This window comes from Streptomyces sp. CB00316 (genome assembly GCF_001905595.1).
Taxonomy (GTDB): domain Bacteria; phylum Actinomycetota; class Actinomycetes; order Streptomycetales; family Streptomycetaceae; genus Streptomyces.
The window spans coordinates 579,132-604,925 of sequence record NZ_LIXI01000005.1; the positions used below are offsets into that span (position 1 = coordinate 579,132).

The 25,794-nt window shown below is 71.2% G+C and carries 20 protein-coding genes; 12 read left to right on the forward strand and 8 right to left on the reverse strand.

Features of this window, described 5'->3' with window-relative positions; all coding sequences use genetic code 11:
* Positions 1-140: 140 nt before the first annotated feature.
* A complete protein-coding gene (locus AMK21_RS17235) occupies positions 141-848 on the reverse strand; it encodes a DUF1707 SHOCT-like domain-containing protein (protein ID WP_073878788.1) in 708 nt (235 codons plus the stop codon).
* Between the two features lie 189 nt (positions 849-1,037).
* On the opposite strand from AMK21_RS17235, the gene AMK21_RS17240 reads away from it, so the two are divergent.
* Positions 1,038-2,708: a fumarate hydratase gene (locus AMK21_RS17240; protein WP_073878790.1), complete on the forward strand. Its 1,671-nt coding sequence runs from the start codon at positions 1,038-1,040 to the stop codon at positions 2,706-2,708.
* A gap of 524 nt (positions 2,709-3,232) precedes the next feature.
* The gene (locus tag AMK21_RS17245) at positions 3,233-4,537 is read left to right on the forward strand and encodes a M18 family aminopeptidase (protein ID WP_073878792.1); all 1,305 of its coding nucleotides are present in this window, start codon (positions 3,233-3,235) and stop codon (positions 4,535-4,537) included.
* Between the two features lie 51 nt (positions 4,538-4,588).
* Here the strand turns inward: AMK21_RS17245 and AMK21_RS17250 are convergent, their stop codons facing one another.
* Complete coding sequence (locus tag AMK21_RS17250; protein ID WP_073878794.1) at positions 4,589-6,154, reverse strand: ricin-type beta-trefoil lectin domain protein; 1,566 nt, start codon at positions 6,152-6,154, stop codon at positions 4,589-4,591.
* Between the two features lie 107 nt (positions 6,155-6,261).
* On the opposite strand from AMK21_RS17250, the gene AMK21_RS17255 reads away from it, so the two are divergent.
* The 3 genes from AMK21_RS17255 to AMK21_RS17265 all read left to right on the forward strand — a co-directional run bounded on the left by AMK21_RS17255 (position 6,262) and on the right by AMK21_RS17265 (position 10,748).
* Positions 6,262-7,677, forward strand: a complete 1,416-nt coding sequence (locus AMK21_RS17255) for a class II fumarate hydratase (RefSeq protein WP_073878796.1) — start codon at positions 6,262-6,264, stop codon at positions 7,675-7,677.
* A 116-nt stretch (positions 7,678-7,793) separates the two neighbouring features.
* Complete coding sequence (locus tag AMK21_RS17260) at positions 7,794-8,480, forward strand: DUF402 domain-containing protein (protein WP_073878798.1); 687 nt, start codon at positions 7,794-7,796, stop codon at positions 8,478-8,480.
* A gap of 366 nt (positions 8,481-8,846) precedes the next feature.
* Positions 8,847-10,748, forward strand: coding sequence for a SpoIIE family protein phosphatase (locus AMK21_RS17265; protein WP_073878800.1), 1,902 nt, complete (start codon positions 8,847-8,849; stop codon positions 10,746-10,748).
* A 62-nt stretch (positions 10,749-10,810) separates the two neighbouring features.
* Here AMK21_RS17265 and AMK21_RS17270 read toward each other — a convergent pair whose 3' ends face one another.
* Positions 10,811-13,051: a transglycosylase domain-containing protein gene (locus tag AMK21_RS17270; RefSeq protein WP_073878802.1), complete on the reverse strand. Its 2,241-nt coding sequence runs from the start codon at positions 13,049-13,051 to the stop codon at positions 10,811-10,813.
* A gap of 240 nt (positions 13,052-13,291) precedes the next feature.
* Here AMK21_RS17270 and AMK21_RS17275 point away from each other — a divergent pair, with 240 nt between their 5' ends.
* The 5 genes from AMK21_RS17275 (at position 13,292) to AMK21_RS17295 (ending at position 18,217) form a co-directional block, all read left to right on the forward strand.
* A complete protein-coding gene (locus tag AMK21_RS17275) occupies positions 13,292-14,263 on the forward strand; it encodes an SPFH domain-containing protein (protein WP_073878804.1) in 972 nt (323 codons plus the stop codon).
* Positions 14,260-14,535 carry a hypothetical protein gene (locus AMK21_RS17280; protein ID WP_073878806.1) on the forward strand — a complete coding sequence of 92 codons (276 nt, stop codon included), beginning with the start codon at positions 14,260-14,262 and terminating at the stop codon, positions 14,533-14,535. The genes AMK21_RS17275 and AMK21_RS17280 overlap by 4 nt, the downstream gene beginning before the upstream one ends.
* Positions 14,536-14,610: 75 nt before the next feature.
* Entirely contained in the window at positions 14,611-15,135 is a 525-nt protein-coding gene (locus tag AMK21_RS17285; protein WP_073878808.1) for a PadR family transcriptional regulator, read from the forward strand.
* The gene (locus tag AMK21_RS17290; protein ID WP_073878810.1) at positions 15,132-15,818 is read left to right on the forward strand and encodes an ABC transporter ATP-binding protein; all 687 of its coding nucleotides are present in this window, start codon (positions 15,132-15,134) and stop codon (positions 15,816-15,818) included. The genes AMK21_RS17285 and AMK21_RS17290 overlap by 4 nt, the downstream gene beginning before the upstream one ends.
* Positions 15,815-18,217 carry an ABC transporter permease gene (locus AMK21_RS17295; protein WP_073878812.1) on the forward strand — a complete coding sequence of 801 codons (2,403 nt, stop codon included), beginning with the start codon at positions 15,815-15,817 and terminating at the stop codon, positions 18,215-18,217. The genes AMK21_RS17290 and AMK21_RS17295 overlap by 4 nt, the downstream gene beginning before the upstream one ends.
* 59 nt (positions 18,218-18,276) lie before the next feature.
* Here the strand turns inward: AMK21_RS17295 and AMK21_RS17300 are convergent, their stop codons facing one another.
* Entirely contained in the window at positions 18,277-19,266 is a 990-nt protein-coding gene (locus AMK21_RS17300; RefSeq protein WP_073878814.1) for a hydrogen peroxide-inducible genes activator, read from the reverse strand.
* A gap of 134 nt (positions 19,267-19,400) precedes the next feature.
* Between AMK21_RS17300 and AMK21_RS17305 the strand changes: the two genes are divergently transcribed.
* Positions 19,401-19,955: a peroxiredoxin gene (locus AMK21_RS17305; protein WP_007452441.1), complete on the forward strand. Its 555-nt coding sequence runs from the start codon at positions 19,401-19,403 to the stop codon at positions 19,953-19,955.
* 10 nt (positions 19,956-19,965) lie between these two features.
* On the forward strand, positions 19,966-20,499 hold the full coding sequence (locus tag AMK21_RS17310; RefSeq protein ID WP_073878816.1) for an alkyl hydroperoxide reductase: 534 nt from the start codon (positions 19,966-19,968) through the stop codon (positions 20,497-20,499).
* A gap of 81 nt (positions 20,500-20,580) precedes the next feature.
* Here AMK21_RS17310 and AMK21_RS17315 read toward each other — a convergent pair whose 3' ends face one another.
* From AMK21_RS17315 to AMK21_RS17330, 4 genes are all read right to left on the reverse strand, one after another.
* On the reverse strand, positions 20,581-21,951 hold the full coding sequence (locus AMK21_RS17315) for an AI-2E family transporter (protein ID WP_073878818.1): 1,371 nt from the start codon (positions 21,949-21,951) through the stop codon (positions 20,581-20,583).
* A 120-nt stretch (positions 21,952-22,071) separates the two neighbouring features.
* Positions 22,072-22,794, reverse strand: a complete 723-nt coding sequence (locus tag AMK21_RS17320; RefSeq protein ID WP_073878820.1) for a transglycosylase SLT domain-containing protein — start codon at positions 22,792-22,794, stop codon at positions 22,072-22,074.
* Between the two features lie 389 nt (positions 22,795-23,183).
* Positions 23,184-24,506, reverse strand: a complete 1,323-nt coding sequence (locus AMK21_RS17325; RefSeq protein WP_073878822.1) for a PhoH family protein — start codon at positions 24,504-24,506, stop codon at positions 23,184-23,186.
* 368 nt (positions 24,507-24,874) lie between these two features.
* Complete coding sequence (locus AMK21_RS17330; RefSeq protein WP_030561350.1) at positions 24,875-25,636, reverse strand: isoprenyl transferase; 762 nt, start codon at positions 25,634-25,636, stop codon at positions 24,875-24,877.
* Between the last annotated feature and the right edge of the window lie 158 nt (positions 25,637-25,794).

Sequence of the window (25,794 nt, forward strand, 5' to 3'; positions counted from 1 at the left end):
GAGAGACGATGCAGCAGTCCATACCCGCTGCGTGTACGCCTATGCACGGAGTGGCACCGGCGCACGGCGCGCGACAAGGGCCCCGGGAGGCGTTCTGGCTGATTCTCGAACGTGCGTCCGCCGAGCCGTCCGAGCCGTTCTCAGTGCCCGAGGTGCTTGCGCAGCCGCCGCTGGAGGTCCGCGACGAACTTACCCCGCTTGGGTTTGGCCTCCACGCTGCCGAGGACGGCATAGCCGTTCACGACCACGACCGGCGCCTCCGGGTCCACCGACTCCAGCGTGCGGATCTCGAAGCTGCCGAGGACGCCCGTTCCGCTGCCGCGCAGCGTGACGTTCTCCGGCACCCGGATCTCGACACTGCCGAAGATGGAGGTGGCGTTGATGACGGTGAGTCGTTGGCTGAAAAGCGCCTCGGTCAGATCGATCTCGACGCTGCCGAACAGCGAGAAGGCGTTCGTCCGGGGGCCGACGCGCCAACGGCCCTTGCGGGTGGCGCTGCTGAAGACCGCGACGAGGTTGTCCGTCGGGCCGTCGTGGGGCTCGGGGCCGTAGGCGTACGGCTGCGGCGCCGGGCGCGAGGCGGCCCCCGAGGAGGCGGCGGGCAGATCGCGGACCAGCGGCTGGAGTTCACCGACGGTCTTGGCCCGGTAGACGAGGTCGACCCGCTCCGCGTGCTCGTCCGCCGTCAGGCGCCCCTCGGCCATCGCCTCGCGCAGGATGTCCGCGGTCCGGTCGCGGTCGGCGTCGGAGGCGCGGATCGAGTCGCCGGGCGCCGCCTCGGCGGGCGAGACCTGGGCGGGCGGGGCGGCCGGCCGGGCGGGCTGCTGGGGCTGCTTCTCTAGGTCCACCGGCCCAGCGTACCCAAACGCGATAGATCGCGACTACCCCTCCGGGTGGCGCGCCTCCCGGCCGGCCCCCCACGAGGGCCCTCCAGGTGAGCCTTACCTCACAGGGCCGGTACGGATGCCGCGTTCTACCCTGGTTGATGCGCTGCCCAAGGGAGGTCAGCCGCTGTCACCGAGTGAGGAATGGCCGTAATGCCAGAGTTTGCGTACTCCGATCTGCTCCCCCTGGGAGAGGACACCACGCCGTACCGCCTGGTGACCGCCGAGGGTGTCTCCACCTTCGAGGCCGACGGCCGTACGTTCCTCAAGGTCGAGCCGGAGGCGCTGCGCACGCTGGCCGCCGAGGCGATGCACGACATCTCGCACTATCTGCGCCCGGCCCACCTGGCGCAGCTGCGGCGGATCGTGGACGACCCGGAGGCCTCCTCCAACGACAAGTTCGTGGCGCTGGACCTCCTGAAGAACGCCAACATCGCGGCCGCGGGTGTCCTGCCGATGTGCCAGGACACCGGTACGGCCATCGTCATGGGCAAGCGCGGGCAGAACGTGCTGACCGAGGGCGGTGACGAGGAGGCCCTGTCGCACGGCATCTTCGACGCGTACACCAAGCTCAACCTGCGCTACTCGCAGATGGCCCCGCTGACCATGTGGGACGAGAAGAACACCGGCTCCAACCTTCCGGCCCAGATCGAGCTGTACGCCACCGACGGCGGCGCGTACAAGTTCCTCTTCATGGCGAAGGGCGGCGGCTCGGCCAACAAGTCGTTCCTCTACCAGGAGACGAAGGCCGTCCTCAACGAGGCCTCCATGATGAAGTTCCTGGAGGAGAAGATCCGCTCGCTCGGGACCGCGGCCTGCCCGCCGTACCACCTGGCGATCGTGGTCGGCGGCACGTCGGCGGAGTTCGCGCTGAAGACCGCCAAGTACGCCTCCGCGCACTATCTGGACGAGCTGCCCGCCGAGGGCTCCCCCACGGGGCACGGCTTCCGGGACAAGGAGTTGGAGGAGAAGGTCTTCGAGCTGACGCAGAAGATCGGGATCGGCGCGCAGTTCGGCGGCAAGTACTTCTGCCACGACGTGCGCGTGGTGCGGCTCCCCCGCCACGGCGCCTCCCTGCCCGTCGCCATCGCCGTCTCCTGCTCGGCGGACCGGCAGGCCACCGCGAAGATCACCGCCGAGGGCGTCTTCCTGGAGCAGTTGGAGAGGGACCCGGCGCGCTTCCTCCCCGACACCACCGACGAGCACCTCGACGAGGCCGGCGGGGACGTCGTGGAGATCGACCTCAACCGGTCGATGGACGAGGTGCTGGCCGAGCTGACCAAGTACCCGGTCAAGACCCGGCTCTCGCTCACCGGCCCGCTGGTCGTGGCGCGTGACATCGCGCACGCCAAAATCAAGGAGCGGCTGGACGCGGGCGAGGAGATGCCGCAGTACCTGAAGGACCACCCGGTGTACTACGCGGGTCCGGCGAAGACGCCCGAGGGGTACGCCTCCGGCTCCTTCGGCCCGACGACGGCCGGCCGCATGGACTCCTACGTCGAGCAGTTCCAGGCGGCGGGCGGCTCGAAGGTGATGCTGGCCAAGGGCAACCGCAGCAAACAGGTCACCGACGCCTGCGGTGCGCACGGCGGCTTCTACCTGGGCTCGATCGGTGGCCCGGCGGCCCGTCTCGCGCAGGACTGCATCAAGAAGGTCGAGGTCGTCGAGTACGAGGAGCTCGGCATGGAGGCGGTCTGGCGGATCGAGGTCGAGGACTTCCCCGCGTTCATCGTGGTCGACGACAAGGGCAACGACTTCTTCACCGAGCCCGCCCCGGCGCCGACGTTCACCAGCATTCCGGTCCGGGGCCCCGGCCTGGGCTGACCGGCCACCGGAAGCGGTCGACAGGGAGTCGACGAGGAGGGGGCGTCCGAACGGGCGCCCCCTCCTGCGTGTTCGGGCCGGGTTCGGGCCGCCTCCAGGTGCGAAGACGCCCCCGTACGTCGATATCAAGCCAATCTCGCGACAACGGAGGTCACCTGCCCGATCGGGTGCGGAACAGGCGCGATGGGCCCCGTCCCACGGCTGCCGCCCGTCGCGAAGGCCGCTCGGGCGCCAGGGGCCGGGCGCTGTCAGCTCGCCCTAACGGACACCGCGCGAACAGGCGTTAGGGAACATCCCGCACTCCGGGGCCGCGAGCCCCCGTCACCGCGCCCGGCGGATGGCCGGTCCGGCACCGCCGCTTTCCCGCAGCCCGCCGCCTTCCGGGCTTGCGCCGCGCGGGGGCACCGCGAAGGGTTGTCGAACGTTCCTGAAATTCTCCACCGGCCTGATCCGCCGGGTGCTTCGGTGCCCCGCGGCCCTTCGCCCGCGCAGCCACTGCCGAACTCCGGAAAGGCGGACGCCGAATGACTCCGGCCCCCCACCGCAGCCACACCGACGACCTGCTCGCCTTCATCGCCGCCAGCCCCTCGCCGTACCACGTGGTCGCGAGCGCCGCCCAGCGGCTGGAGAAGGCCGGATTCCGCGAGCTGCTCGGCACGGACGACTGGACCGGGGCGACCGGCGGCTGCTTCGTCAGCCGGGCCGGTGCGCTGATCGCCTGGTACGTCCCCGAGGGCGCGCCCGCGCACACCCCGTTCCGGATCGTCGGCACCCACACCGACTCGCCGAACCTGCGGATCAAGCCCGCGCCCGACACCGGCTCCTCCGGGTGGCGGCAGATCGGGGTGGAGATCTACGGCGGGGTCCCGCTGAACACCTGGCTCGACCGGGACCTCGGCATCTCCGGCCGGCTCGCGCTGCGCGGCGGCCCGGACGGCACCCCGCGCAGCGGACTGGTCCAGATCGACGAACCCCTGCTGCGCGTACCGCAGTTGGCCATCCACCTGGACCGCACGGTCAACGACGGCGTGGCGCTGGACCGGCAGCGCCACATCGCCCCGATCTGGGCGCTGGGCGACCCGCGCGAGGGCGAGCTGCTGCGGCTGGTCGCGGCGGCCGCCGGGGAGGACCCGGCAGACGTGCTGGGCTGGGACCTCATGCTGCACGACATCCAGCCGCCCGGATACCTGGGCGCCGAGCGCGAGTTCGTCGTGGCGTCCCGGCTGGACAACCAGGTCTCCGTGCACGCCGGCGTGACCGCGCTGGTGGACGCCGCGACCGGGGTCACCGAGCCGTCCTTCGTCCCGGTACTGGCCGCCTTCGACCACGAGGAGGTCGGCAGCGGTTCCGAGACGGGGGCCCAGAGCCCGCTGCTGGAGCGGGTGCTCTCGCGCTCGGTCGCGGCCCGGGGCGGCAGCGACGAGGACCGGTCGCGGGCCCTGTCGGGGACGTTCTGCGTCTCCGCCGACATGGCGCACGCGGTGCACCCCAACTACGCGGAGCGCCACGACCCCGACCACCGCCCACTGCCCAACTGCGGCCCGACGGTCAAGGTGAACGTCAACCAGCGGTATGCCACCGACTCCACCGGCATCGCGATGTTCACGGCCGCCTGCGAGCGGGCGGGCGCCCCCTGGCAGCCGTTCGTCTCCAACAACGCGATGCCCTGCGGCACCTCGATCGGCCCGCTCACGGCGGCCCGCCTCGGCGTCACCACGGTGGACGTGGGGGTGCCGGGCCTCTCGATGCACTCGGCGCGCGAGCTGTGCGGGGTGAAGGACCCGGCGTATCTGGCGGCGATCCTGGGCGCGGTGATGACGGGCAACTGACCGCGCACGGCGGGTGGCGGACGCCCCCGCCACCCACCGTGCGCCGGACGCCTACACGAAGCGCTGCTTCGCGCTGCCGTCGCACGTCTGGAGCTTCAGCGGGTCCTTGGCCCCCGCCAGCGTCAGACAGAGCCCGGTCGCGGCCGCCGGGCGGATGGTGCCCGCCTGGCGGACGAACCTCTGGTTGGCCGCGCCCGCGCAGTCCCACACGATGAGCGTGGCGCCCGGGTTGTACTTGGCGCCCGACACGTCCAGGCACCGGTCGTGGCTCAGCGCGGTGCGCAGGGTCTGCGTACCGGCGTCGTACCACCAGTTCTGGTTGCGGCCGCCGTGGCAGTCCCAGCCGCCGATCGCGGTGCCGTTACGGGTCACCGAGGCGGGGACGTCCACACAGGTGCCGGTGGCCTCGTTCTTCACCGGGGTGAACACGTCGTCCCAGGCCGCCCGTTGGAGCACCGGGTTGCCGGTGCTCGCCGGGTCGGCGCAGCTCGCCTCGCGCAGCCCGGAGCCGTACATCTGGGTCAGGCAGGAGGCGAAGGCCCGGTGGCCGGCCGCGTTGGGGTGGAAGGACTGCCGTACGGAGTTCTCGTCGGGCAGTCCGGGCTTGCTCAGGTCGATGTAGAGCCCGCGCGCCCAGGGAGCCTCGCTGCACACCTCGTGGCCGTGGAAGAGGCGGGAGTTGTCGAGGTAGACCGCTCCGGTGGAGGCGGCCGCCTTGCGCATGCCCACCTGGAAGGCGGGCACGGCGGTGTTACGGCCCCAGACGGTGTCGGAGTCGTAGCCCAGGCCGCCGCAGATCAGCTTGCCGGGGAACTTCGGGTTGTCGTAGAAGTCCGGGCCGATCGGGCTCGGGTAGCCCATCAGGACGAGCTTGTAGTCGCTGTCGGCGTACCCGGCGCCGGTCATCACCGTACGCAGGTCGCGGACGGTCGCCTCGACCTTGGGGACCAGGGCGTCCACGCGGGCCTGCCAGCCGCCCGCGTACTTGGGCTCGCACGGGCCCTGGAGGGTGATGTAGCGGACCACGCAGTCCGTCATGACCGGACCGAACTGGAGGTCGTCGTTGGCGCCCGCGACCAGGACGACCATCTTGATCCGGGTGTTGCGGGCCTTGATCGCCAGACTGTCGCTCTGCACCAGCTCGTCGGCGTACTGCTTGTTTCCGCCGATTCTGATGTTCCCGGTATAGGCCCCGGAGCAGGAGACGTTGTACGTGACGTCCGCCGCGATGCCCGTGCGGTGGATGGCGGCCTCAGGTGAGCGGTGGCACCAGTTGTCCGGCCCGTTGGTGCCGGGGTCGTAGGTGCCGACGCCCTCGCCGGAGATCTCGCTGTCGCCCAGTGAGATCAGCCCGGTCTTGCGTTCGGCGAGCGGCCGTTCGGCGGGGCTGCCGTACAGCCGGGTGGCCTCGGCCGCCCGGATCGTTTCCAGCGCGGGCGGGAGAGGAGTCGATGCGATAGTGCTGGTGCTGGTGCCGGTACCCGACTCGGCCGCGCCGGCCGGTCCGGCGACCGCCATCGTGGTGGCGGCCACCGCGAGCGCGGCGGTGACAGCGGCCGTACAGCGGAGCCGGCGAAGGCTGCGGAGCCCTCGAAGTCTGAGCCTGGTGCGCCTCATTGCGCCTCCCGGGTGAGTGGTTACCCCGGGTATTTACTGGCCGGTAGGCGACTTGGGAATACATAGAACAAGACACGTGCTCATCTTTTGCAGGAGGTTTAAACACGATGGTCGACACGTCGGCGGATACGTCCGGCTCTGCCCGGTTCCGGATCGAACACGACTCGATGGGTGAGGTGAAGGTCCCGGCCCACGCCAAGTGGCGGGCGCAGACCCAGCGGGCGGTGGAGAACTTCCCCATCTCCGGGCAGCGTCTGGAGCGGGCGCACATCGAGGCGCTGGCCCGGATCAAGGGCGCGGCCGCCAAGGTCAACGCCGAGCTGAAAGTGCTGGATCCGGACATCGCGGGCGCGATCCAGGAGGCGGCCGCCGAGGTCGCGTCGGGCCGCTGGGACGAGCACTTCCCGGTCGACGTCTTCCAGACGGGCTCCGGCACCTCGTCGAACATGAACACCAACGAGGTCATCGCCACCCTCGCCTCCGAGCGCCTCGGCAGCGAGGTCCACCCCAACGACCACGTCAACGCCTCCCAGTCGTCCAACGACGTCTTCCCCTCCTCCATCCACATCGCGGCAACCGCCGCCGTCACCGCCGACCTGATCCCCGCGCTGGACCACCTGGCGGAATCCCTGGGACGGAAATCGGCCGAGTTCGCGGAGGTCGTGAAGTCCGGCCGTACGCATCTGATGGACGCCACCCCGGTCACCCTCGGCCAGGAGTTCGGCGGCTACGCGGCGCAGATCCGCCACGGCGTGGAGCGGCTGCGCGCCTCCCTGCCGCGCCTCGCCGAACTCCCCCTGGGCGGTACGGCGGTGGGCACCGGCATCAACACCCCGCCCGGCTTCTCCGCCGCCGTGATCGCCGAGGTCGCCGCGGCCACCGGGCTGCCGCTGACCGAGGCCCGCGACCACTTCGAGGCGCAGGGTGCCCGGGACGGGCTGGTGGAGACCTCGGGCCAGCTCCGCACGATCGCGGTCTCGCTCACCAAGATCTCCAACGACCTGCGGTGGATGGCCTCGGGACCGCGCACCGGCCTCGCCGAGATCAACCTCCCCGACCTCCAGCCCGGCTCGTCGATCATGCCGGGCAAGGTCAACCCGGTCATCCCGGAGGCCGTCCTGATGGTCGCCGCCCAGGTCACCGGGAACGACGCCACGGTCGCCACGGCGGGCGCGGCCGGCAACTTCGAGCTGAACGTGATGCTCCCGGTCATCGCGAAGAACCTGCTGGAGTCCGTACGGCTGCTGGCCAACGCCTCCCGGCTGCTGGCCGACCGCACGGTGGACGGCGTCACCGCCAACGTGGAGCGGGCCCGCGCCTACGCGGAGTCCTCCCCCTCGGTGGTCACCCCGCTCAACAAGTACATCGGATACGAGGAGGCGGCGAAGGTCGCCAAGCAGTCCCTCAAGGACGGCACGACGATCCGCGAGACCGTCCTGGCCTCGGGCTACGTCGAGCGCGGCGACCTCACCGTGGAGCAACTGGACGAGGCGCTGGACGTGTTGCGGATGACACGGCCGTGACGCACGGGTCGCCCGGGACCCTTGGGGGCGCCCGGGTGACCCTCGCACGGCCGTCCGGGCACACCGGGTGACCTGAGTCGCAGCGGGCGGGCGGGGACGCTCCGTAAGATCCATCCATGACAGGTACGGGAGAGTGCGCACGCTGGGCGCCGGGGGACCAGATCCTCTGGCGCTACCGCGACAACGGCCGGGCCCACCGGGCACCCGGGGCCCCGCCCGTGCACATCTGCCGCCCGGTGACCGTCGTCCAGGACACCGCCGAGCTGCTCGCCGTCTGGATGGCGAGCGGCACCGAATGCGTCCGGCCGGTCCTGGCCGACGGCACCCAGGTGCACGCCGAGCCGCTCGCCACCCGCTACACCGCACCGCGCACCACCACACGTTCCCGGTGGTTCGGCTCCGGCGTGCTGAAGCTGGCCCGGCCCGGGGACCCGTGGTCGGTCTGGCTGTTCTGGGACCGGGGCTGGCTCTTCCGGAACTGGTACGTGAACCTGGAGGAGCCGCGTCTGCGGTGGTCCGGAGGAGTAGATTCCGAGGATCACTTTCTCGACATCTCCGTGAACCCCGACCGGAGCTGGAAGTGGCTCGACGAGGACGAGTTCGCCCAGGCGCAGCACGTCGGTCTGATGGACCGGGAGACCGCCGCAGGGGTCCGGGAGGCGGGCCGCGCGGCGGTCGAGGTGATCACCGGGTGGGGCTCGCCGTTCCGGGACGGCTGGGAGCACTGGCGGCCCGATCCGCGGTGGCGGGTTCCACCGCTGCCGGATGACTGGGACCGCACCCCTGCCCCTATGCCGCCGTGAGACCCTGGACGCACCCCCCGGGGCCCGGTCGGCAGGCCCGGCTCCCTGAGGGACACACCGGATCTGACCACAAGTCATCGCACCGGTCGTGCGGTACGGCGGGCCACGGACCCGGACGGACCGCCCGGTCGCAGGACCACCACGAGGGGGTGGAGACGTGTTCGCTGCCCGCTGCCGCCTCGCCGTGAGCAGACCGGCCGCCGCGCGGAACGTCGTCCTCCGGCCAACTCGCGGACGCACGGTTTCGGCCCCGTGTGCGGGGGCATCCGCAGACAGCCGTTGTCCTCATCGCGGTCGCCGGGGCACAGTGGCGCCCCACGAGGCGACTGCCTCATACAACCGGCCCGGACGGACGGAATCCCACGCGTGACGGAGCATCCCACCTCCCACGAAGGCCGGCAGCCTCTCGCGGCACGGCAGCAGGAGCGCACCCGGCCCCGGCAGCAGGACGCCGCGGCCGCGGCCGCGGCTGCCGCGATCCCGTCGCCGGCCGCCGCGCCGAACCCCGGGCCCGGACCCGCCGCCGTCGCCGAGGCGCAGGCGGCCACCCGCCGCGAGGGCGACCGGCTGCGCTTCGTCGGGGCCGCGACCCGGCGGATCGCCCGCGGCATAGACCTGGACGAGATCGTGCTGGGCCTGTGCCGGGCGAGCGTGCCGACCTTCTCCGACGCGATCCTGGTCTACCTGCGCGATCCGCTGCCCGTCGGCGACGAGCGGCCGGTGAGCCCGTTCGTGCTGCGGCTGCGCCGCAGCGACCGGCTCCGGCACACCGACGAGGAGGGCGGCGAGGCGGGCCCGGAGAGCGAGCGGCTGCGACCGCTGCTCGCCGACCCGACGGCCGACCTGATGCCCGCCGCCGAGCTGTGCGAGGTGCGGGCGGGCGGGGCGCTGGCCGAGGTGCTGCGCGGGGTGCGGCCGGTCTTCGGCGACTCGGCGGCGGCCCGGGCGGCGCTGCCCGAGCTGCTGGGGCCCGGGCGTCCGGTCCCCACCGGCCACCGGGCGATCCTCGCCCCGCTGCGCGGCCGCCGCCGGGTCATCGGCGCGGCGGTCTTCGTACGGTCCACCGAGCGGCCCCCCTTCGAGGCCAGTGATCTGCTGGTCGCCGCGCAGCTGGCGACGCACACCGCGCTCGGCATCGACAAGGCCGTGCTGTACGGGCGCGAGGCCTACATCGCGGATGAGCTCCAGCGCACGATGCTCCCCGACTCACTCCCCCAGCCCACCGGCGTACGCCTCGCCTCGCGCTACCTCCCGGCAGCCGAGACCGCCCGGGTCGGCGGCGACTGGTACGACGCGATCCCGCTGCCCGGCAGCCGGGTCGCCCTGGTCGTGGGGGACGTCATGGGCCACTCCATGACCTCCGCCGCGATCATGGGCCAGCTGAGGACGACGGCCCAGACCCTCGCCCAGCTCGACCTGCCGCCGCAGGAGGTGCTCCACCACCTGGACGAGCAGGCGCAACGCCTCGGCAGCGACCGCATGGCGACCTGCCTCTACGCGGTGTACGACCCGGTCGCGCACCGGATCACCATCGCCAACGCCGGCCACCCGCCGCCCGTGCTGCTGCACCTGGGCGGCCGGGCCGAGGTGCTGCGGGTGCCTCCGGGCGCCCCGATCGGGGTGGGCGGGGTCGACTTCGAGGCCGTGGAGCTGGACGCCCCGGCCGGTGCCACGCTGCTGCTGTACACCGACGGCCTGGTCGAGTCGCGGCTGCGGGACGTGTGGACGGGCATCGAGCAGCTGAGGGAGCGCCTCGCGGCGACCGCGCAGCTCACCGGCCCGGACCACGCGCCGCCGCTGGAGGCCCTCTGCGACGACGTGCTCGACATGCTGGGCCCGGGCGACCGGGACGACGACATCGCGCTGCTCGCCGCCCGCTTCGACGGGATCGCGCCGAGCGACGTGGCGTACTGGTACCTGGAGCCGGAGGACGCGGCCCCCGGCCGGGCCCGCAGGCTGGCCCGGCGGGCGCTGAGCCGGTGGGGCCTGGACGAGATGTCCGACGAGGTGGAGCTGCTGGTCAGCGAGGTCGTCACCAACGCGGTGCGCTATGCGGAGCGGCCGGTGACGCTGCGGCTGCTGCGGACGGACATCCTGCGCTGCGAGGTCGGCGACGACTCCCCACAGCTGCCCCGCCAGCGCCGGGCGCGGGAGACCGACGAGGGCGGCCGCGGGCTGTTCCTGGTGAACCGGCTGACCCGCCGGTGGGGCGCGACGCGGCTGTCGACGGGCAAGGTCGTCTGGTTCGAGATGGCGACGCGTAGCTGACCTGACGTACGCGGGAGGGGGGTGCCGATGTCGGCACCCCCCTCTGCGTCATGCGCGCGTGGTCACTCCCCGAGGAGTCCGTCGCCGCCGGGCCGCTCGCCCGGCGGCCCGTCGCTCTCCCCGGGCTCGGGCGGCAGCTCGGGGCTCTTGGTGGGCGGGACGGTGGGCGGCGTGGTGGTCGGCGGGGCCGAGGGCGGCGGCGGCGAGGACGGGGTCTCGCTGGGCGTCTCGCTCGGGGTCTTCGACGGCGGCTTCGACGGGGTGGACTCCTCGGACGGGATGGGCTCCTCGGACGGCGTCTTCGGGGGGGTGGGTGGCGGCGGGACCTCGCCGCGCTCCACGTCCTGGAGGTCGAACCTGGCGTCCGAGCCGCCGCCGAGGGCGCCGAGGGTGTAGTCCGCCCAGATCCGGGCCGGGAAGCCACCGCCGTTGGCCCGGCCGGAGTTGGCCGTACCGGTGAGGGAGACCTGCTTGCGGCCGCCGTCGCCCTCGCCGAAGAGGGCGACGACCGTGGTCAGTTCGGGGGTGTACCCGGCGAACCAGGCTGACTTGTTCTCCTCCGAGGTGCCCGTCTTGCCGGCCGCCTGGTAGGCGGAGGTGTTGGCCGCGCTGCCGGAGCCGGATGTGACGACCCCGGTGAGCGCTGAGGTCACGGTGTCGGCCGACGCGCGGCTGATCACCTGCTCCTTCTTGGGCGCCTCCGGCTTCACCGTACGGTCGCGGTGCTCGGCGGACTGGAGGATGTGCGGGGTGACCTTGCGGCCGTGGTTGTCGAGGGTCGCGTAGACCCCGGCCATGTCCCAGGTGGAGGCGTTCATGGTGCCGAGGGTGACGGCGGGGCGCTCGGGGAAGTTCTTGTCCGGTACGCCGAGGGCGAGCGCGGTCCGCTTGGTGGCGGCGGGTGTCACGTCCACGATCATCTGCGCGAAGACGGAGTTGACCGAGCTGTTCATCGCCTTCTGGACGGAGACCGGGCCGTAGCTCCGGTCGTCCTCGTTCTGCGGCGCGAACGGGGTGTCGCTGCCGACGACGGGCCGCTTGCTGGTGCCGTCGTAGATGGTGTTGAGCCCGATCAGGTTGCCGCCCTGGGTCTTCGACTCGTTCTCCAGGGCGGCGGCGAGCACCAGCGGCTTGAAGGTGGAGGCCGGCTGGTAGTCCTGGCGGGTGGCGTTGCTGATGTAGTGCTTGACGTAGTCCTCGCCGCCGTACAGCGCGACGACCTTGCCGGTCTTCGGGTCGACGGAGGTCGCGCCGGCCTGGACGGTGGCGTCGATCTTGCTGCCCTCGCGGTCCAGCTTGGACTCCAGCTCCTTCTCCACCGACCTCTCCAGCTGCTCCTGGCGCTTCTTATCGATGGTGAGGGTGAACGTCCAGCCGCCGGACTCACGGTCCTCGGCGGAGATGCCCTGCTTGTCGAGCTCCTTGTTGACCGCCTCGACGAGATAGCCGGTCTGGCCCTCCATGCCCTGGGCGGGCTTGGGCTTGTCCGGGACCGGGAACTCCTGCTTGGCCCGCTCGGCCTCGGTGAGCCAGCCCATCTCGACCATGTTCTTCAGGGTGTAGGCCCAGCGGTCCTTGACCAGGCGCTTGCCGGTGTCGGTGGCGGTGGCCCAGTCGTACTGGCTGGGGGCCTGGAGGAGCGAGGCGAGGTAGGCGCCCTGGGAGACGTTCAGGTCCTTGGCGTCGATGCCGTAGTACGCCTGGGAGGCCGCCTGGATGCCGCTGGCGCCCCGTCCGTAGTAGGCGGTGTTGATGTATCCGGCGAGGATCTGCCCCTTGGACTGGTCCTGGTCGACCTTGAGCGAGATCACCAGCTCCTCGAGCTTGCGGGTGATCGTCGGGTCCTGCGTCAGGTAGAAGTTCTTCACGTACTGCTGGGTGATGGTCGAGCCACCCTGCTTGCCCTTGCCGCTGACCGTGTTCAGCAGGGCGCGGGTCGTGCCCTTGAGGTCGATGCCGTTGTCCTCGTAGAAGGTCTTGTTCTCCGCGGCGACGAAGGTGTGCTGCACCTCCTCGGGCACCTGGGCCAGGTCGACGATCTGCCGGTTGACGCCGCTGTTGGACCGGGCGAGGACCGTGCCGTCGCTGTACTGGTAGACGTTGCTCTGCCGTTCGGCCAGCGCGTTGGGGGCGGGCACGTCGACGTACAGGTAGAGCGCACCGAAGGCGCCCATGCCCAGCAGGACGATCCCGAAGAACGTGCCCAGCAGCTTCTTCCACGTGAAGAGTCTGCGTATGCCGCCGCTCTTCGCAGCCCGGCGCGACTCTCGCGCCTGAGCTCGTCGCGCATCCGCTCGACCCATTGCTGTGTTGCTCCCGCTTCTCTGCTCGACCGGCTCGCTCGGTTCACCCGATTCCGTTCAGACCTGCCAGCTAACACCGTCGGCAGGGACGAAAGGCAAGCGATCCGGTCTTTTCCGGACGTGACAATCAGCACCCGTTCCCTAGGGAACCGACTCCTCAGGGGTGCACAAGGTTGCGAGAACCATTAATGTGAAATCACATTGTCAGCGCGGCACGAGCCGCAGCAAACGGGGGATCCCATGACCGCACAGCACGACGGCCACCGCCCGGACGCCTCGGCGGACGCACTCGACATCGACGCCCCCGACATGCCCGAGCCGCAGGTCACGGAGGTCACCGCGCATTCGATCCCGGGTGGCCTGGGGCTGCTGCTGACGGTGCTCGGGGTGCTGGCGGGGGTCGGCCTGATCATCGGCGGCGCCGTGATCAACGGGAGCGGCGCCACCGTCGTCGGCGTCCTCTTCCTCACCCTCGGACCGCTCCTCGCCCTCACCTCGTTCTTCTGCATGAGCGGTGTGAAGATGGTCGCTCCGGGCGAGGCCCGGGTGATACAGCTCTTCGGCCGGTACGTCGGCACCATCCGCGCCGACGGGCTGCGCTGGATCAACCCGCTGACCTCCAGCCGGAAGATCTCCACCCGGATCCGCAACCACGAGACCGCCGTCCTCAAGGTCAACGACGCCTACGGCAACCCGATCGAACTGGCCGCGATCGTCGTCTGGAAGGTCGAGGACACCGCCCAGGCCCTCTTCGAGGTCGACGACTTCCTGGAGTTCGTCGCCACCCAGACCGAGGCGGCGGTCCGGCACATCGCGATCGAGTACCCCTACGACGCCCACGACGAGGAGGGCCTCTCGCTGCGCGGCAACGCGGAGGAGATCACCGAGAAGCTGGCCGTCGAGCTGACCGCCCGGGTGAAGGCCGCGGGCGTCCTGATCATCGAGTCCCGCTTCAGCCACCTCGCGTACGCCCCCGAGATCGCCTCCGCCATGCTCCAGCGCCAGCAGGCCGGCGCGGTCGTCGCCGCCCGCAAGCAGATCGTCGAGGGCGCGGTGGGCATGGTGGAGACGGCCCTGGACCGGATCACCGAGCAGGGCATCGTGGAGCTGGACTCCGAGCGGAAGGCGGCCATGGTCAGCAACCTGATGGTGGTGCTGTGCGGTGACCGCGCGGCCCAGCCGGTCCTCAACACCGGCAGCCTCTACCAGTGACCGACCAGACGCCTCCCCGGCGGACGCCGGCCTCCCGGCCGCAGCAGCGCAAGCAGATGCTGCTGCGGCTGGACCCCGCGGTGCACGACGCACTGGCCCGCTGGGCCTCCGACGAGCTGCGCAGCGCCAACGCGCAGATCGAGTTCCTGCTGCGCCGGGCACTGAAGGAGGCGGGGCGGCTGCCGGGGTCGGCGGCGCCGATCGCCCGCCGGGGCCGGCCACCGAAACGGCCGCCGGCGGAGCCGGAGACACGGCCAGGAGCCGACGCCTAGAGAGCCCCGCAGGCCAGGAGGCACCTTTCCGACACGTATACATGCCAGGTATACACCCGGTGTACAGTGCTTCTCATGTCTATCGGTCACACCCTCCTCGGGCTCCTGGAGTCCGGCCCCCGCCACGGCTACGACCTGAAACGGACCTTCGACGAGAAGTTCGGCCAGGACCGCCCGCTCCACTACGGCCAGGTCTACGCGACGATGTCCCGGCTCCTGAAGAACGGGCTCGTCGAGGTCGACGGCGTCGAGAGCGAAGGGGGGCCCGAGCGCAAGCGGTACGCCATCACGGACGCCGGGATCACCGATGTCTCACGCTGGCTCATGCAGCCCGAGAAGCCGGAGCCGTACCTCCAGTCGACGCTCTACACCAAGGTCGTCCTGGCGCTCCTCACCGACCGCAGCGCCTCCGACCTGCTGGACTCCCAGCGCTCGGAGCACCTGCGGATGATGCGCATCCTCACGGACCGCAAGCGCAAGGGCGACCTCGCCGACCAACTGATCTGCGACCACGCCCTGTTCCACCTGGAAGCCGACCTGCGGTGGCTGGAACTGACCGCCGCCCGCCTCGGCCAGCTCGCCAAGGTGGTGGCCCCGTGATCCCCGAAGGCTCCCTGCTCGCCGCGCACGACCTGCGCAAGACCTACGGTGCGACGCCCGCCCTGGACGGTGCCTCGTTCTCCGTGCACCCCGGCGAGGTCGTCGCCGTGATGGGCCCCTCCGGCTCCGGCAAGTCGACCCTGCTGCACTGTCTGGCCGGGATCATCACCCCGGACTCCGGCACCATCACCTACGCCGGCCGCGAGCTCTCCGCGATGTCGGACGCCGAGCGCAGCGCCCTGCGCCGCAGCGACTTCGGCTTCGTCTTCCAGTTCGGCCAGCTCGTGCCGGAGCTGACCTGCGTGGAGAACGTCGCGCTGCCGCTGCGGCTGAACGGCGTGAAGCGCAAGGCCGCCGAGCGCACCGCCCGCGAGTGGATGGAGCGCCTGGAGGTCGAGGGCCTCGGTGCCAAGCGCCCCGGCGAGGTCTCCGGCGGCCAGGGCCAGCGCGTCGCCGTGGCCCGCGCCCTGGCGGCCTCCCCGAAGGTGATCTTCGCGGACGAGCCGACCGGCGCCCTGGACTCCCTCAACGGCGAGCGGGTGATGGAGCTGCTCACCGAGGCCGCCCGCTCCTCCAACGTCGCGGTCGTCCTGGTCACCCACGAGGCCCGGGTCGCCGCCTACTCCGACCGTGACGTCACCGTGCGCGACGGCCGGGCCCGCGACCTGGAGCACGCCGTATGACGCTGCTCGACCCCCGTACCGCCCCCGCCTCCGCACAGGACCGCCCGAAGCCGCCCTCGCGCGGCGCGGCCACCCTCCGGGACCTCGGCCTCGGCATCCGGTTCGCCGCCGCAGGAGGCCGCGAGGGCTGGATCCGTACGCTGCTGACGGCGGTCGGCGTCGGCCTCGGGGTCACGCTGCTGCTGCTCGCCTCCTCCGTACCGCACATGCTCGACGAACGCTCCGCCCGGGACCAGGCGCGCAGCGAGAAGCGGATCTCCGACTCACCCGACACGAACGCCGTGAAGTCGGACACCTCGGTGGTCCGGATCAACACGACCACCGAGTACCGCGACCGCACCATCGAGGGATATCTGATGCGCGCCGACGGTGCGGCGCCCGTCCGCCCGCCGGGCCTCGACCGCTTCCCGGGGGCAGGCGAGATGGTGGTCTCCCCCGCGCTGAAGGAGCTGCTCGCCGCCCCCGGGAACGCGCTGCTGCGCGAGCGGCTGCCGTACGGGATCACCGGCACGATTCGAGACGCCGGGCTGCGCTCGCCCGGTGAACTCCTCTACTACGCGGGCAGCGACACCCTGACGCCCGCCTCGGGCGGCCACCGGATCGCCGGGTACGGGGACCCCCGCGAGGGCGATCCGCTGCCGCCGCTGCTGATCGTGCTGACCGTCATGGTCTGCGTCGTGCTGCTGGTGCCGGTCGCGATCTTCATCGCCACCGCCGTGCGGTTCGGCGGCGACCGGCGCGACCGCAGGCTCGCCGCGCTGCGTCTGGCCGGCGCCGACATCCGCTCGACCCGGCGCATCGCCGCCGGGGAGGCGCTGTTCGGCGCGGTCCTCGGGCTGCTGATCGGGCTGGCCTTCTTCCTGGTGGGACGGCAGTTCGTCGGCGCGGTGGAGATCTGGGACGTCAGCGCGTTCCCGGCGGACCTGGTGCCCGATCCCCTGCTCGCCGTGCTGATCACCGTCGCGGTGCCGCTCACCGCCGCCCTCGTCACGCTGGTCGCGATGCGCTCCGTGGTGATCGAACCGCTCGGCGTCGTACGCCGCGGCCGTGACCGGGGCCGCCGGCTCTGGTGGCGCCTGCTGATGCCGGCCGCAGGTCTGGCGGTGCTCGGCTTCACGGGCCGGGTCGACGCGTACACGTACGCGCCCGTCAATCCGTACCTGATCGCGACGGGTGCCGTGCTGGTGCTGGTCGGGCTCGCCCTGCTGCTGCCGTGGCTGGTCGAGGCGTGCGTGAACCGGCTGCGCGGCGGCCCGGTGCCCTGGCAGCTCGCCACCCGCAGGCTCCAGTTGAGCAGCGGAGCCGCGTCCCGAGCGGTCAGCGGGGTCACGGTGGCGGTGGCGGGCGCGATCGCCCTGCAGATGCTGTTCGCCTCGATGAACGCCGACTTCAACCGGATGACCGGCCAGGACCCCTCGCGGGCCCAGTTCGCCGCGTACTCCGAGGACGTCACGGGCGCGGCGGCCACCTCGGCCATCGAGAAGTTCCGCGCCACCGAGGGGGTGGAGGTGGTGATCGGCTCGGTGCAGGCGTACGCGTCCAAGCCGGGTGTCTACGCCGAGGACGACATCCCGCCCACCACCTCCCTCACCATCGGCACCTGCGCCACCCTGCGCGAGCTGGCCCGGATCGGCGGCTGCGAGGACGGCGACACCTTCGTCGTCCATCCGCCGGACGACGAGGACATGTCCGACTGGGTCGACCGGGCCGCCCGCAAGGGCAAGGTGGTCGAGGTCGGCTCCGGGGACGGCAAGCCGCTGCGGTGGACGCTGCCCGCCGACTCCCCGACCGTGGAGGGCCGCACCGACCCGATGGGCGTCACGCACCACGGGATCATGGCGACCACCGGGGCGATCGACGCGGGCAAGCTGCCCGGCGCGCAGATCACCGCCCAGATCCGGGTCGACAAGAGCGTGCCGGACGTCGCCGAGCACGTGCGCAACACGGCGGCCAGGATCGATCCCGGCATGCGCTTCGTCACCCTCGACTCCGTGGAGCGCGACCGGCAGTACGCCAGCATCCAGACCGGCCTCCAGGTCGGGGCGAGTGTGGTGCTCCTGCTGATCGCCGCCTCGATGCTGGTCTCCCAGCTGGAGCAGTTGCGCGAGCGCCGACGGCTGCTGTCGGTGCTGGTCGCCTTCGGCACCCGCCGTACGACGCTGAGCTGGTCGGTCCTGTGGCAGACCGCGCTCCCCGTGGTCCTCGGCCTCGCGGTGGCCGTGGCGGGCGGACTGCTGCTGGGCGCGACGCTCGCCTGGATGGTCGACAAGAGCGTCTCCGACTGGTGGCTCTTCCTGCCGCTGACAGGGGCCGGGGCCGGGCTGATCCTGCTGGTGACGGCGTTGTCGCTGCCCTCGCTGTGGCGGCTGATGCGGCCGGACGGGCTGCGGACGGAGTAGCGGGAGCAGGCACCGCGGGGGTGCGGCCGGGCCCGAAGTCCGGCCTCACCCCCGCGCGTTCATACGTCAGGGGCGTCCATCACCCGCACCGGGAGCGGCTCCATCGCCCCGCGCAGCGCGGCGGCGAACTCCTCGAACTCGCCGCCCCGCGCCGACCCGGTCCGCATCGCCAGCGCCACCCGCCGGGTGGGGGCCGGGTGGGCGAAGTACCCGGTGGCCAGGGCGTCGTTGCGCGCGGTCTCCACCGTCACCGCGGTGCGCGGCAGCAGGGTCACCCCGAGCCCGCCCGCGACCAGCTGGACGAGGGTGGAGAGCCCGGCGGCGGTCGTGGTGACCGGCGCCCCCTCCGTACGCCCGGCCTCCCGGCAGATGTCGAGGGCCTGGTCGCGCAGGCAGTGGCCCTCGTCCAGGAGGAGCAGCGGCAGCTGGCGCAGCGCGTCGCGCGGGATGTCGGCGCGGCCGCCGAGCCAGTGGTCCTGCTCCATGACCAGCACGAAGTCCTCGTCGAAGAGCGGGATCTCGCTCACCCCGGGGACCCCGAGCGGCACGGCGAGGAGCAGGAGGTCCAGGCGTCCGGCGGCGAGCCCCTCCAGCAGCGAGGAGGTCTGCTCCTCATGGACCTGGAGGTCGAGGTCCGGGTAGCGGTCGTGGACGAGCCGGAGCACGGTGGGCAGCAGATACGGGGCGACGGTCGGGATCACGCCGAGCCGGAGCACCCCGGTGAACGGCGCCCGGGCGGCCTCCGCCTCCTCCATCAGCGCGGCGACGGCCTCCAGCACGACTCCGGTCCGCGCCGCGAGCCGCTCCCCCGCGGGCGAGAGCAGCACCTTGCGCGTCGTACGCTCGATGAGCTGGACACCCAGTGCCTCCTCCAGGGTGGAGACGGCTCCGGAGAGTGCCGGCTGACTCATCCCGATCGCTGCCGCCGCGTCCCGGAAGTGCAGATGCTCCGCCACCGCCGCGAAGGCGCGGAGCTGCGACAGGCTGGGCTGCCTGGCGGACTGCCTGGCCGGCTTCTGAGGGCGTATGCCCGGTTTTCCCTGGCCCACTGATAGGTACCTCCGATCATCACGCCCGAGTGTAGCTATTTCCCTGATCAATGCACTCTGTGCCAAGGTGGATCTCGTCCAACCCTCAGGAAATCTCCCCAAAGGGGAATTTCCTAACGCTGCAAGGAGAGCGCGTGCTCACTGTCGGTGACAAGTTCCCCGAGTTCGACCTGACTGCTTGTGTTTCGCTGGAGAGCGGCAAGGAGTTCGAGCAGATCAACCACAAGACCTACGAGGGCAAGTGGAAGATCGTCTTCGCGTGGCCGAAGGACTTCACTTTCGTCTGCCCCACGGAGATCGCCGCCTTCGGCAAGCTGAACGAGGAGTTCGCCGACCGCGACGCCCAGGTCCTCGGCTTCTCCGGTGACTCCGAGTTCGTGCACCACGCCTGGCGCAAGGACCACCCGGACCTGACCGACCTGCCCTTCCCGATGCTGGCCGACTCGAAGCACGAGCTGATGCGTGACCTCGGCATCGAGGGCGAGGACGGCTTCGCGCAGCGCGCCGTCTTCATCGTCGACCAGAACAACGAGATCCAGTTCACGATGGTGACCGCCGGTTCCGTGGGCCGTAACCCCAAGGAGGTCCTGCGGGTCCTCGACGCCCTGCAGACCGACGAGCTGTGCCCGTGCAACTGGACCAAGGGGGAGAACACCCTCGACCCGGTCGCCCTCCTCTCGGGCGAGTGAGCTGATACCCATGGCTCTCGATGAACTCAAGTCCGCCATACCGGACTTCGCCAAGGACCTGAAGCTGAACCTCGGTTCGGTCATCGGCAACAGCGACCTCCCGAAGCAACAGCTGTGGGGGACCGTGCTGGCCTGCGCGATCGCCTCGCGTTCGCCGCGGGTGCTGCGTGAGCTGGAGCCCGAGGCGAAGGCCAACCTGTCGCCCGAGGCGTACGCCGCGGCGAAGTCGGCGGCCGCCGTCATGGCGATGAACAACGTCTTCTACCGCACCCGGCACCTGCTGTCGGACCCGGAGTACGGCACGCTCCGCGCGGGCCTGCGGATGAACGTCATCGGCAACCCGGGCGTGGAGAAGGTCGACTTCGAGCTGTGGTCGCTCGCCGTCTCCGCGATCAACGGCTGCGGCCAGTGCCTGGACTCCCACGAGCAGGTGCTCCGCAAGGCCGGCGTGGACCGCGAGACCATCCAGGAGGCCGTCAAGGTCGCCTCGGTGATCCAGGCGGTCGGTGTGACCCTCGACGCCGAGGCCGTACTCGCCGAGTAGTCACCCGCACCACCCCTGATACGGAGAAGAGCCCCGAGGACGACCGACCGTCCCCGGGGCTCTTCTCCGTCCGCTGTACGCCTACTTCTCCGGCGGTTCCAGGGACGCGGCCGGGGTGACGGGCCCGTCCGCCACCTCCTGCGGGGTCGGCGGTGACGTCGGGGCGCCTCCCAGCGCGGTGGCCCCGCGCCGGCCGCCGACCGGCGCGGGGGTCGCGTACGACCGCAGATAGCCGACCACCGTGTTGACGACGGCAACCAGCGGTACGGCGACCACCGCGCCGCCGATGCCCGCGACCAGGCCGCCCGTCGCCACCGCGAGGACCACGGCCAGCGGATGGACCCGCACCGCCCGGCCGAGGATGAACGGCTGGAGGATGTGGCCCTCGATCTGCTGCACCGCCAGAACCACCACCAGCACCATCAGCGCGGTGAACACGCCCTCGGTGACCAGCGCGACGACCACCGCCAGCGCCCCGGAGACCACGGCACCCAGCAGCGGGATGAAGGCGAACAGGAAGATGAACACGGCCAGCGGCACCGCGAGCGGCACATTGAGGAAGTAGAGGCCGAGGCCGATGAAGATGGCGTCGATCAGGGCGACCAGCACCGTGCCGCGTACGTAGGCGGTCAGGGTCCGCCAGGCGCGCGGCCCGGCCCCCGCGACCCCGGGGCGGGCGGCGGCGGGCACCAGCTTCAGCGACCACTCCCAGATGCGCCTGCCGTCGTAGAGCAGGAAGAGCGTGGAGAACATCGCCAGCAGCAGGCCGGTGAGGAACTCCACCATGAAGGTGACGCCCTGGAGCCCGGCGGAGGTGATCTCCTCCGTGTTGGTGCCGATGGTGTCGTTGAGGTTCTTGGCGATGTCGTTGATCTGCGACTCGGTGACGTGGAAGGGGCTGTCCAGCAGCCAGCGCTTCAACTCGTCGATGCCGTCGCGGACCCGGTCGGAGAGCGTGTCGAGGTTCTCCATCACCTGCCACACGACGAACCAGCCGACCAGGCCGATGATGACGAACCCGAGCACGGCCGTCACGGCGGTGGCGAGCCCGTGCGGCAGTCCGTACCGCTTGAGCCGGACGACGGTCGGCTGGAGCATCGCGGTGACGAGCAGGGCGGCGGAGAAGGCGAGGACCACCAGTTGGATGGCGCTGATCACCTGCATCAGCACCCAGAGGGTCCCGGCGAGGACGAGCAGCCGCCACCCCGCCTCGGCCGCGACCCGCATCCCCCACGGGATCGCGGCGACGGGATCGGGCTTGGCGGCGACGGAGGGGGCGTACGTGGGGGGCGCGGGAACCTGGCCGGGGTCGTCCGGGGCGGCGTCGGCCGCTCCGTTCACTCCGAAGGGGTCGTCATCCGCGGCGGCGCGCTCCCGGCGCTCTTCCAGGCGTGCGCCCAGCTCCGTCAGTTCGGACCCGAAGCGGCCCAGCCAGCCCGGTAGTTTCGACATGTCTCTTTCCCTTCCCCCATCTTCGCTCCCCAGCGCTGCCCTGGATCGCCGGATGCGACCGTACACGCGCGAGGCCCCCCACCGCGTTCGCGGTGGGGGGCCTCGGGAGGGCTGTTCGCCCTAGTACCAGTTGTTGGCCTGCCAGAAGGACCAGGCGCCGCACGGGGAGCCGTAGCGGCTGTCCATGTAGCTGAGGCCCCACTTGATCTGGGTGGCCGGGTTGGTCTGCCAGTCGGCGCCGGCGGAGGACATCTTGTGGCCCGGGAGGGCCTGCATCAGTCCGTACGCACCGGAGGACGGGTTGGTCGCACGGTAGTTCCAGGTCGACTCGTGGTTCACGATGTTGCTGAAGCACTGGAACTGGTCCGCCGGGACCATCTGACGGGCCATCGCCTGCACCTGGGCCACGGTGTACGAGCCCTGCGCGGAGAACGAGGAGGCGTCGCGGACGGAGGACCGGCTGGCACGCTCGGCCTCTTCCTTTTCCTTCTTCGCCTTCTCCGCGGCCTGGCGCTCGGCCTCGGCCTTCGCCTCGGCCGCGGCCTTCTTGGACTTGGCGTCCTTGGCGGCCTGCAGGCGGGCGGACTCCTCGGCCGACTTCTTCGCGGCGGAGTCGGCCGCGGATGCCTGGGCATCGGCCTGCTGCGTCAGCGAAGCGGTCTGGACCTGGGCCTGCTGGCCCGCGGGGATGTCTGCGAGCAGCGTGGTGTCGGCTGCGGCAGCCTCGAAGTTGTTGTCGTCGGCGGCAGGTGCGCCGCCCGCAGCAACGCCTACGACGGCGCCAACGGTGGTGACCGCAGTGGCAGATGCCACGGCGAACCCCCGGACCGAGATCCGGCTCACATGGTGTCCTTCCAGCATCGTCCGCTTAGGTGACCTCGCGGGCGCGTTCGTGCCCCTGGCGCTGGCCTCCCTACTGCGTGGGTCACGGGAGGCACGGGCCCGTTGGGCAACCCCGGTGGAGGGGTCGCCGCGTGGTGCTCGCGGGCGGCATACGGGCGTCTCGTGTTGAGTTGTGTGGTGCGTGGCGCCTCTGGAGGTGCCCAAGTGCCGTATGCGGGGCCTGACGGAAGCAAGACTCTGCCGGACAGGGACGCCACAGGGCAATTCCCTGTCGCGTGGGAAAGCTCACACTCCGTTTGGGCCATCGTTTCTGCGGAAATGACGGCGCAACATGATGCCGCCCGGCTAGAGTGCTTGGCTCGCCGGGCGGCATCAACAGGACATGCGGGTCAGATGTGCCCTTCCTCCAGCATTTCGGTCACCAGTGCGGCGATCTGCGAACGCTCCGAACGCGTGAGCGTCACATGGGCGAAGAGCGGATGCCCCTTCAGCCTCTCGACCACGGCGACGACTCCGTCGTACCGGCCGACCCTGAGGTTGTCCCGCTGGGCCACGTCATGGGTGAGCACCACGCGTGAATTCGCCCCGATCCGGGACAACACGGTCAGCAGCACGTTGCGTTCGAGGGACTGCGCCTCGTCCACGATCACGAACGCGTCGTGGAGCGAGCGGCCGCGGATGTGGGTGAGCGGCAGGACCTCCAGCATCCCGCGCCCCAGCACCTCCTCAATGACCTCGCGCCCGGCGACCGCCGAGAGCGTGTCGAAGACCGCCTGCGCCCAGGGGCTCATCTTCTCGGCCTCGCTGCCGGGGAGATAGCCGAGCTCCTGGCCGCCCACCGCGTACAGCGGGCGGAAGACCATCACCTTCTTGTGCTGCTGGCGCTCCAGCACCGCCTCCAGGCCGGCGCAGAGGGCGAGGGCCGATTTGCCGGTGCCGGCCCGGCCGCCCAGCGAGACGATGCCGACGTCCTGGTCGAGGAGCAGATCGAGGGCGATCCGCTGCTCGGCGCTGCGCCCGTGGATCCCGAAGGCCTCCCGGTCGCCCCGCACGAGCCGCACATCGCCCTCCGCCGTCACCCGGCCGAGCGCCTTGCCGCGCTCGGACTGGAGGACCAGGCCGGTGTGGACGGGCAGCTCTGCGGCCTCGGGGACGTAGAGCGTCTCCTCGGTGAAGAGCAGGTCGACCTGCTCCCCCGAGAGGGACAGCTCCGTCATTCCGGTCCAGCCGGAGTCGGTGATGGCGAGTTCGGCGCGGTACTCCTCGGCGAGGAGGCCGACCGAGGAGGCCTTGATCCGCAGGGGCAGGTCCTTGGAGACGACCGTGACGTCGTACCCCTCCGCCTGGAGGTTGCGCGCGACCGCGAGAATCCGTGAGTCGTTGTCCCCCAGCCGGTATCCGGCGGGCAGGACACCGGGGTCGGAGTGGTTGAGCTCGACGCGGAGCGTCCCGCCCAGATCCCCGAGCGGGATCGGGGCGTCCAGCCGGCCGTACCGGATCCGGAAGTCGTCCAGCAGGCGCAGGGCCTGCCGGGCGAAGTATCCGAGCTCCGGATGGTGCCGTTTGGCCTCCAGCTCCGTGACCACCACGATCGGCAGCACGACTTCGTGCTCGTCGAAGCGGGCCATGGCGCCGGGATCGGCCAGCAGGACGCTGGTGTCGAGAACGTATGTGCGCCTGTCGGGCATGCGGCGCTTGCTGCTGGTCACCACGGAAGGACGTACCCCCTCGGACGAGGTCGGGGAGTGCGACGAACGGTCGCGGAGCTTCCCGAAGGGAGAGGACGGACCGGGATCGGGCCCCTGCGCTCGGGCCGGACCGCGGCCTCCGCGTCGGCCGCAGGCTGACTGCGTCTACGGTCCTTCGTGTGCAAAGGGCCTCCCGGGCGAGCGGACTGGGCGCCGCTCACTTGGATGCGACATCCGCCTGGTTGGTGACCGGATGTCGACCTGTCAGGGGTATTCCCTGTTCGGCCCGAAGCCATGCCGCCGCATATGACACGGTGTGGAGAAGTCCCGGTGGACGCGCGATGGCTCCCCTATATGGGGGAGCCGTCGGGGAACGCGGGTGAGGGGGCCGTTCAGGCCCCGTAGCGCCGGTGGCGGGCGGCGTAGTCGCGCAGCGCCCGCAGGAAGTCGACCTTGCGGAAGGCCGGCCAGAAGACCTCGCAGAAGTAGTACTCCGAATGGGCGCTCTGCCAGAGCATGAAGCCCGACAGACGCTGCTCGCCGCTCGTCCGGATCACCAGGTCGGGGTCGGGCTGGCCGCGGGTGTAGAGGTGCTCGGAGATCAGGTCGGTGGAGACGATCTCCGCCAGCTCCTCGAAGGTCGTGCCCCGCTCCGAGTGCTCCAGGAGCAGCGAGCGGACGGCGTCCGCGATCTCCTGGCGGCCGCCGTAGCCGACCGCGACATTGACGATTATCCCGTCGACGTGGGACGTCGACTGCTCGGCCTCCTTGAGCACCGTCTGCGTCTCGGCGGGCAGCAGGTCGAGCGTGCCGACGTGGTGGACGCGCCACCGGCCGTCGGCGGCGAGGTTGCGCACGGTGTTCTCGATGATGCCCAGGAGCGGCTTGAGCTCGTGCTCGGGCCGGTCGAAGTTGTCCGTGGAGAGCATCCAGAGGGTGACGACCTCGACATCGGTCTCGCTGCACCAGCCGAGCAGCTCGGAGATCTTGTCCGCGCCCGCCTGGTGACCCTGCACGGCCGAGCCGCCGGACGCCTTCGCCCACCGGCGGTTGCCGTCGAGGATGACCCCGATGTGCTTCGGCACCTGGTCGTGGTCCAGGCGGCCTTCCACCCGGCGCGCGTAGAGCCTGTACACCAGGTCGCGGAAGTTCACTGAGTTCACCCTCTCGGTTCCGTACGGGCACGGGGCCCGCCCTCCCCGTCGCCGGGGGGTCATCCGGGGTCCGCCCCCGCAGGGGAACGCCGCGCGGTCCGCACGGACCCGCGCGGGTACGAGCCGCGCCGCACGTCGGCTTTCCCCGAAGCCGCCAC